Genomic DNA, 6,914 nt, shown 5'->3' on the forward strand with positions numbered 1-6,914 from the left:
AATCCGGTCCGGCAGGGTTTCGGCGCTCAAATCGCGTCGTGCAGTGGGATCGCAGTGGGATGATGTCAAAGTGGCTGACGCCGAACCGAACCCAGATGACACCGGCAAGCCCATCGCGTCGGAGGGCCCGGCTGCTATGCCGGGACCGGGGCAACCCGCCGCACCTCAGGCCGGTCCGGCCCGGCCCGATCCGCCGGTCGGGACACCGCCGGTCTGGAAAACTCACGCCGCTACCTGGGGAACTCACCTCGGCAACGGCCTGACCCACGTGGGCACGTGGCTGACCCATCTGGGCAGCTGGCTGGCCCAGCTCATCAACCGACTCGCACGCCTTGTCGAGACAAAGCCGAGCCCGCTGCAGACACTGGCGATACTCGCCGGGCTCGCCGTGCTGAGCGTCCTCGGCGCTCTCGCCTTCCCCACTAACGCGTTCGGGAAGGCATGCGTCATCGCATTTGTTCCCGGGCTTTGCATCGCACTTGGCATCCGCGGAACGCGCTGGTATCGCGGACAAGCGCTGAACCAACATCTGACGCACGCGGCGCAAGCCACGCTGCAGTTGAAGCGATCGGTCCGCTACGTCGACGACCGGCTCGCAGAGGCACAACGCCACTGGGAAAGCGGCGCTAACGACAGCGCGCTCATCGAAGTCGTGCGAGCCAAGACCGCCACCGAATTGGCGTTGGGCACTGCCGAGCACGCAACGCGCCAATGGACTTCACTAGCACCGGGATTCGACGACGAGGGGTCCCAGAGGTCCATCACCGACGGCAACATCGAAGGCAGTGTCGCGCGCGTCGAAGACCAGTACACCTTGATCATCAACCGCGGAGCTGAGCACGGCACGAAGGCCGACATGGTGTTCGCTGTGCTGACCGAGGGCGGCGATCAAATCGTCGATCCCGAAACCGGCGCGGTGATCGGAGAGTTGCCGACCGAAAAGCTACGCGTGAAAGTAGTCGACGTACAACCGAAATACTCCCGTGCGGTGACGTTCCGTGCCATCGCACCCGCCAAGCGCAGCCATCCCGCCCTGACCGGATCCGCCGGGACGGCTTCGGGTTTGGAAATGCCTGGGGCGTTTGACTCGCTTGACGAGTCGATCAGCAGACTGCTCGAGAACGAGTTTGGGGAACCGATTTCGGTTCGAGAGACCACCGCCAAAATGCGGATCGACGTAGGCGATCGGGTTCGTCAAGTGCGGTAAGACAGAGTCGTTCACCTGGCTTCGCCGAGTCGTTCAGCTGGCTCCGCCGATACCCACCCCTAGCAGGACGCACCCGAGCACCACCAGCACCACTGCGAGCTCGAGTTCGCGGCGCGACCTGATCCAATTATTCAGCCGAGTCATCACGTTGCTGGTCGGCCCCGGCGCCAGCCAATACGCCACGAACGGGATCTCCACCGCCACGAATGCAACGACGTTAAAAGTCAGCAGCGCCGCGACCTGCGTCAGGGCTGAAGTGCCCGACGCGAGGATTACCGCCAGTGCGGCTAAGTAGTCCACTGAGGGCAGCGCGATCCCAAAGCCGGCCACCGCAGCCACAGACAGCGAGCGTCCGTCCATGAATCGCTGGAGCGGTCTCAGCAGCATTCCGGGAGCGGCGTCGCGGTCGGCGGACTCCCCTCGGCGCGGCCCGCGTCCTCTGGCCATGGCGATTCTGATGATCAGCGCCGCGCCCACCAGCAACGCCGCGGCGCCGATCAGGATCTGCACCCTGGACAACGTGAGGTAAGTCGACGAACCGAGCCATTGCCGGAACACGAACAGGACGACCAGACCTACCGTCATGCCCATCGCGAATCCCCCACACAGGAACGCGAACAGCTGCAGCAGGGGTCTCGGCCGGTTGAGCATCAGCACGGTCATGCCGATCCGAAACGGCTCAAGGCTTACCGCGATGGCCATGACCAGGATGGTGATCCACATGTCAGATGTCGGCTGCCGGCTTACAGGTCAGGAATCGACTCCCCTGCACGACGCAGCATCGCCTCCGCGTGACGCAACACCGGAGAGTCGACCATCTGCCCTTCGAACGCGAACACCCCGCGCTCGGATCTGGACGCGTGCAGCACCTTTCGTGCCCAGGCCAGCTTCTCGTCGTCGGGCCGATAAGCCTCGCGTACCACGGCGACCTGGCTCGGGTGGATCGCAACGGTCACGTCGAAACCAACAGTCGCGGCGTCGATCGCCTCCGCCCGCAGACCCTCGATGTCGGGGATGTCCAAGTGCACGGCGTCCAAAGCCAGCCGCCCGTACGCCGATGCCGCCAATAGGATCTGAGAACGGACGTGACGCGCCACATCCCGGTAGGCGCCGTCGGAACGCCGGCTGGAGCTGCCGCCTAGCGTGGCGACCAAGTCCTCGGCCCCCCACATCATGCCCACGGTACGTTCCGCGGCGGCGATCTCGGCGGCGAACAGCGCGCCACGCGGGGTCTCCACCAGTGCGATGACGTCGCGCGGCGCCAGGGCGTCCACTTCGGTGGCGGACTCGGTCTTGGGCAGCATCACCGTCGTATACGCCGTGTCCGCCAGCGCCTCCAGATCGCGGGACTGGTCGTCGGTGCCGGCGGCGTTGATCCGCACGACGGTGCGTTGGGGGTCAAGCGGGGTATCGCGCAAAGCCTGTCGCGCCGCCGGCTTTTCCGCCGCTGCGACCCCGTCTTCGAGGTCGAGGATCACGACGTCGGCAGCCGCGGCGGCTTTCGCGAACCGCTCGGGGCGGTCGGCCGGGCAGAACAGCCAACCAGGACCGGCCTCGCGCAGGCTCATTCGAATTCCTGGCTGGGTCGCTTGAGCACCAACGTCTTACGCACCGCGCGCGCGACGACGTCCCCGTGCTGGTTGCGTCCGGTGTGCTCCAACGTCACAATCCCTTCGCCGGGACGGCTTTTCGACTCACGTTTGCCGGTGCACACCGTCTCGGCGTAGAGGGTGTCGCCATGGAATACCGGTTTGGGGAACGACACTTCGGAGAAGCCGAGGTTGGCCACGATAGTGCCCAGCGTCAACTGCGCGACGGACAGTCCGACCAAGGTGGATAGGGTGAACATCGAGTTCACCAACCGTTCTCCGCCGAAGCCTGGCTGCTCGGCGGCCCACGCCGCGTCGAGATGAAGCGACTGGGTATTCATCGTCATCGTGGTGAACAGCACGTTGTCGGCCTCGGTAACGGTACGGCCGGGCCGGTGCAGGTAAGTCGTACCGACCTCGTACTCCTCAAACCACAAGCCGCGCTGGACAACCCTTTTCCCGCCGTCCTTCTCGCCGAGTGTGCATTCTGCGACGCGACTCGCCGATTCAGCGTCGCCAGATTCACTCTCGGCCGCGGGAGGCGGCTCCGAAGCCGCACTCATGACAAACCCAGTGATCGCGCGATCAGCATCAGCTGTACCTCGGTGGTCCCCTCGCCGATCTCCAGGATCTTGCTGTCCCGGTAGTGACGAGCCACCGGGTACTCGTTCATGAAGCCGTATCCGCCGTGGATCTGGGTGGCGTCTCGGGCGTTGTCCATTGCCGCTTCCGAGGAGATCATCTTCGCGATCGCCGCCTCCTTCTTGAATGGCTTGCCCGCCAACATCTTTGCCGCGGCGTCATAGTAAGCGGTGCGGGCCACATGCGCGCGGGCTTCCATCCGCGCGATCTTGAAGCTGATCGCCTGGTAAGAGGCGATCGGTTGACCGAACGACTGCCGCTCATTGGCGTATTTCACGCTCTCGTCGACGCAGCCCTGCGCCACCCCCGTCGACAACGCCGCAATCGCGATGCGGCCTTCGTCGAGGATGGACAGGAAGTTCGCGTAACCCTTGCCGCGTGCACCCAGTAGATACTCTTCCGGGACGCGGGCGTCGTCGAAGCTCAGCGGGTGGGTGTCCGAGGCGTTCCACCCGACCTTGTTGTAGGTCGGCTCGACTATGAATCCCGGTGTGCCGTTGGGCACGATGATCGTTGAGATCTCTTTCTTGTCGTCCCCGATGGTTCCGGTGACCGCGGTGATGGTGACCAGCGACGTGATGTCGGTGCCGGAGTTGGTGATGAATTGCTTGCTGCCGTTGATAATCCATTCGCCGCCCTCCAGGCGGGCGGTGGTGCGGGTGCCACCGGCATCGGAACCTGCACCGGGTTCGGTGAGCCCGAATCCGGCCAGCGCGCGGCCGGCGACCAGGTCAGGCAGCCACTTTTGCTTCTGCTCCTCGCTGCCGAACCGGAAGATCGGCATAGCGCCCAACCCCACACCGGCCTCTAGTGTGATGGCGACCGATTGGTCGACCTTGCCGAGCTCCTCGAGTGCCAGCGCCAAGGCGAAGTAGTCGCCTCCCATGCCGCCGTACTCTTCCGGAAACGGCAGTCCGAACAGCCCCATCTCGCCCATCTTGGCGACGACCTCGTACGGGAAGCTGTGCTCCTCATCGTGTTTGGCCGATACCGGGGCGACTACGGTGCGGGCGAATTCGGCGACCGTATCGCGCAGATCCTCGTATTCTTTCGGCAATGTCCCCGCGGGAATTGTTGTCGTCATGATTTCTCTAACCTTGCTTTCCTTCTTCTTCGTTGGCGGTCGGGACCAACCGGGCCAGCACCTGCTCGAAGGTCACCTGGTCTCCGACCGACACCAACACCTCCACCTGTCCTGAAATCGGCGCGGGCAGTGAATGTTCCATCTTCATCGCCTCGACGACTACCACGACGTCGCCTTCTGAAACTTCGGCGCCGGATTCGACCTGCACCGCGATCACGCTGCCCGGCATCGGGCTGACCACCTCCGCGGGCCGCTCCCCTGCCGCGCGGTGAATCTTGCGCTCTTCGGCCTCGCGAATGTGCCAGGTGCCGCGCTCGTCGGCGATCCACAGATGACGGTCGGCCTCGGCCCACCGGTAGGTGCGGCGAACCCCGTCCAAGGTCAACCGCATCTCGTCACGATCCAGTTGCACGCTCGCGGAATGGATTTCACCATCTCCGACCTGGATCTGCGCGGCCTCCGGTAGGCCCCAGACCGATACCGTCTCGGTCCGCAGCGGCGTGCGCATGGCGGTGCGGACGGCTGCGGAGGCGCCACCGATGCGCCATCCGGTCGGGGCGGCCCAGAGGTTGCCGCGCGCACGGCGATCCAAAGCCCATTGCACATACAGCCCGCCGGCGGCGAACACGTCGTCGGGCGCAGGCAGCGGCTCGAAGTCGGCCAGTCGCTCGTCGAGCAGGGCGGTGTCCACGTCACCGGCCTGCACCCGCTCGTCGGCCAACAGGAAGCGCAGGAACTCGACGTTCGTCTGGACACCCAGGACGGCGGTCTGCGACAACGCCTGGTCAAGTCGGGCCATCGCCTGGGCACGATCGGCGCCGTGGGCGATCACCTTGCTCAGCATCGGGTCGTAGTCACTGCCGACCACCGTGTCCGCCAGCAGCGAAGAATCCACTCGCACACCGGGTCCGGACGGCTCGATCACCTGCAGCACCCGACCGCCGGTGGGCAGGAATCCCCGTGCGGGATCCTCTGCGTACACCCGCGCCTCGATAGCGTGCCCGGATAGCTCGATGTCGTCCTGGACGAAGGCCAACTTCTCACCGAAGCCCACCCGGAGCTGCCACTCGACGAGATCGAGCCCGGTGACCGCCTCGGTGACGGGGTGTTCCACCTGCAGCCGGGTGTTCATCTCCATAAAGAAGAACTCGTCTGGGCGATCGGCGGAGACGATGAACTCGACGGTGCCGGCGCCCACGTAGTCCACACTGCGGGCGGTGTTGCAGGCCGCCGCACCGATCCGCGCTCGCGTGGCTGCATCCAACAGCGGTGAGGGAGCCTCCTCGATGACCTTCTGATGCCGTCGCTGCAGGCTGCACTCACGCTCACCGAGGTGTACCACGTTGCCCTGCGTGTCGGCGAGCACCTGCACCTCGATATGCCTGGGGCGCAACACAAACCGCTCCAGGAACAGAGTGTCGTCACCAAACGCGGACGCCGCTTCCCGGCGGGCGCTGACCAACGCCTCACGCAGGTGCGCCGGGCCTTGAACCATCCGCATGCCCTTGCCGCCGCCGCCCGCGGACGGCTTCACCAGCACCGGGTAGCCCACCTCATCGGCGGCGGTGACGAGTTCGTCGTCGGTCAGTCCGGGTTTGGCGATACCGGGCACCACCGGCACATCGAAAGCGGCGACCGCGTTCTTGGCGGCGATCTTGTCCCCCATCACCTTGATCGCGCTCGACGGCGGCCCGAGGAAAACCACCCCCGCGCGGTCACATGCCGCGGCGAAATCGGCGTTCTCGGAGAGGAATCCGTAACCGGGATGGATTGCCTGTGACCCGGTACCAACCGCGGCATCGATCACTTTGGCGATGTCGAGGTAGCTTTCGCGGGCCGGGGCCGGTCCGAGCCGCACCGCGGTGTCGGCTTCCACCACATGCCGGGCACCGGCGTCGGCGTCGCTGTAAACGGCTACCGAACGAATATCCAACCGGCGCAATGTCCGGATCACCCGCACCGCGATCTCGCCGCGGTTGGCCACTAGTACAGTGTCAAACATTTCACATCCGGAAGACGCCGTAGGAAACCGATTCCAGCGGAGCGTGGGCACACACCGAAAGCGCAAGCCCGACAACAGTTCTGGTATCAGCAGGATCGATGATGCCGTCGTCCCACAGACGGGCGGTCGAATAGTAGGGGTTGCCCTGGTCTTCGTACTGGGCTCGGATGGGCGCTTTGAACTCTTCTTCCTCATCCGGCGACCAGGGCTTGCCGGATGCGGAGAGTTGCTCGCCGCGCACCGTGGCCAGTACCGACGCGGCCTGCTCACCACCCATCACCGAGATCCGCGCGTTGGGCCACATCCACAGAAAGCGCGGCGAGTAGGCGCGCCCGCACATTGAATAGTTGCCTGCGCCATAGGATCCGCCGATCACGACGGTGAGCTTCG

At 65.1% G+C, this 6,914-nt stretch carries 7 protein-coding genes; 1 reads left to right on the forward strand and 6 read right to left on the reverse strand.

The features are described 5' to 3' along the window. The first annotated feature begins 70 nt into the window (after nt 1-70). Complete coding sequence (locus tag A5634_RS15350) at nt 71-1,207, forward strand: hypothetical protein (protein ID WP_155769564.1); 1,137 nt, start codon at nt 71-73, stop codon at nt 1,205-1,207. 33 nt (nt 1,208-1,240) lie between these two features. Here the strand turns inward: A5634_RS15350 and A5634_RS15355 are convergent, their stop codons facing one another. The 6 genes from A5634_RS15355 to A5634_RS15380 all read right to left on the reverse strand — a co-directional run. Next, a complete protein-coding gene (locus A5634_RS15355; RefSeq protein ID WP_065144897.1) occupies nt 1,241-1,930 on the reverse strand; it encodes a GAP family protein in 690 nt (229 codons plus the stop codon). A gap of 20 nt (nt 1,931-1,950) precedes the next feature. Next, on the reverse strand, nt 1,951-2,775 hold the full coding sequence (locus A5634_RS15360) for an HpcH/HpaI aldolase/citrate lyase family protein (protein ID WP_065144898.1): 825 nt from the start codon (nt 2,773-2,775) through the stop codon (nt 1,951-1,953). Then, nucleotides 2,772-3,359 carry a MaoC family dehydratase gene (locus A5634_RS15365; RefSeq protein WP_253861652.1) on the reverse strand — a complete coding sequence of 196 codons (588 nt, stop codon included), beginning with the start codon at nt 3,357-3,359 and terminating at the stop codon, nt 2,772-2,774. Before A5634_RS15365 ends, A5634_RS15360 begins: the two co-directional genes overlap by 4 nt. Beyond that, nucleotides 3,356-4,522, reverse strand: coding sequence for an acyl-CoA dehydrogenase family protein (locus A5634_RS15370; RefSeq protein WP_065144899.1), 1,167 nt, complete (start codon nt 4,520-4,522; stop codon nt 3,356-3,358). Before A5634_RS15370 ends, A5634_RS15365 begins: the two co-directional genes overlap by 4 nt. Before the next feature lie 7 nt (nt 4,523-4,529). Next, a complete protein-coding gene (locus A5634_RS15375; protein WP_065144900.1) occupies nt 4,530-6,524 on the reverse strand; it encodes an acetyl/propionyl/methylcrotonyl-CoA carboxylase subunit alpha in 1,995 nt (664 codons plus the stop codon). Between the two features lies 1 nt (nt 6,525). Continuing rightward, a partial coding sequence (locus A5634_RS15380; protein ID WP_301337113.1) for a carboxyl transferase domain-containing protein occupies nt 6,526-6,914 on the reverse strand: 389 nt, incomplete at its 5' end.

The organism is Mycobacterium asiaticum, from assembly GCF_001673365.1.
GTDB classification, from domain to species: domain Bacteria; phylum Actinomycetota; class Actinomycetes; order Mycobacteriales; family Mycobacteriaceae; genus Mycobacterium; species Mycobacterium asiaticum_A.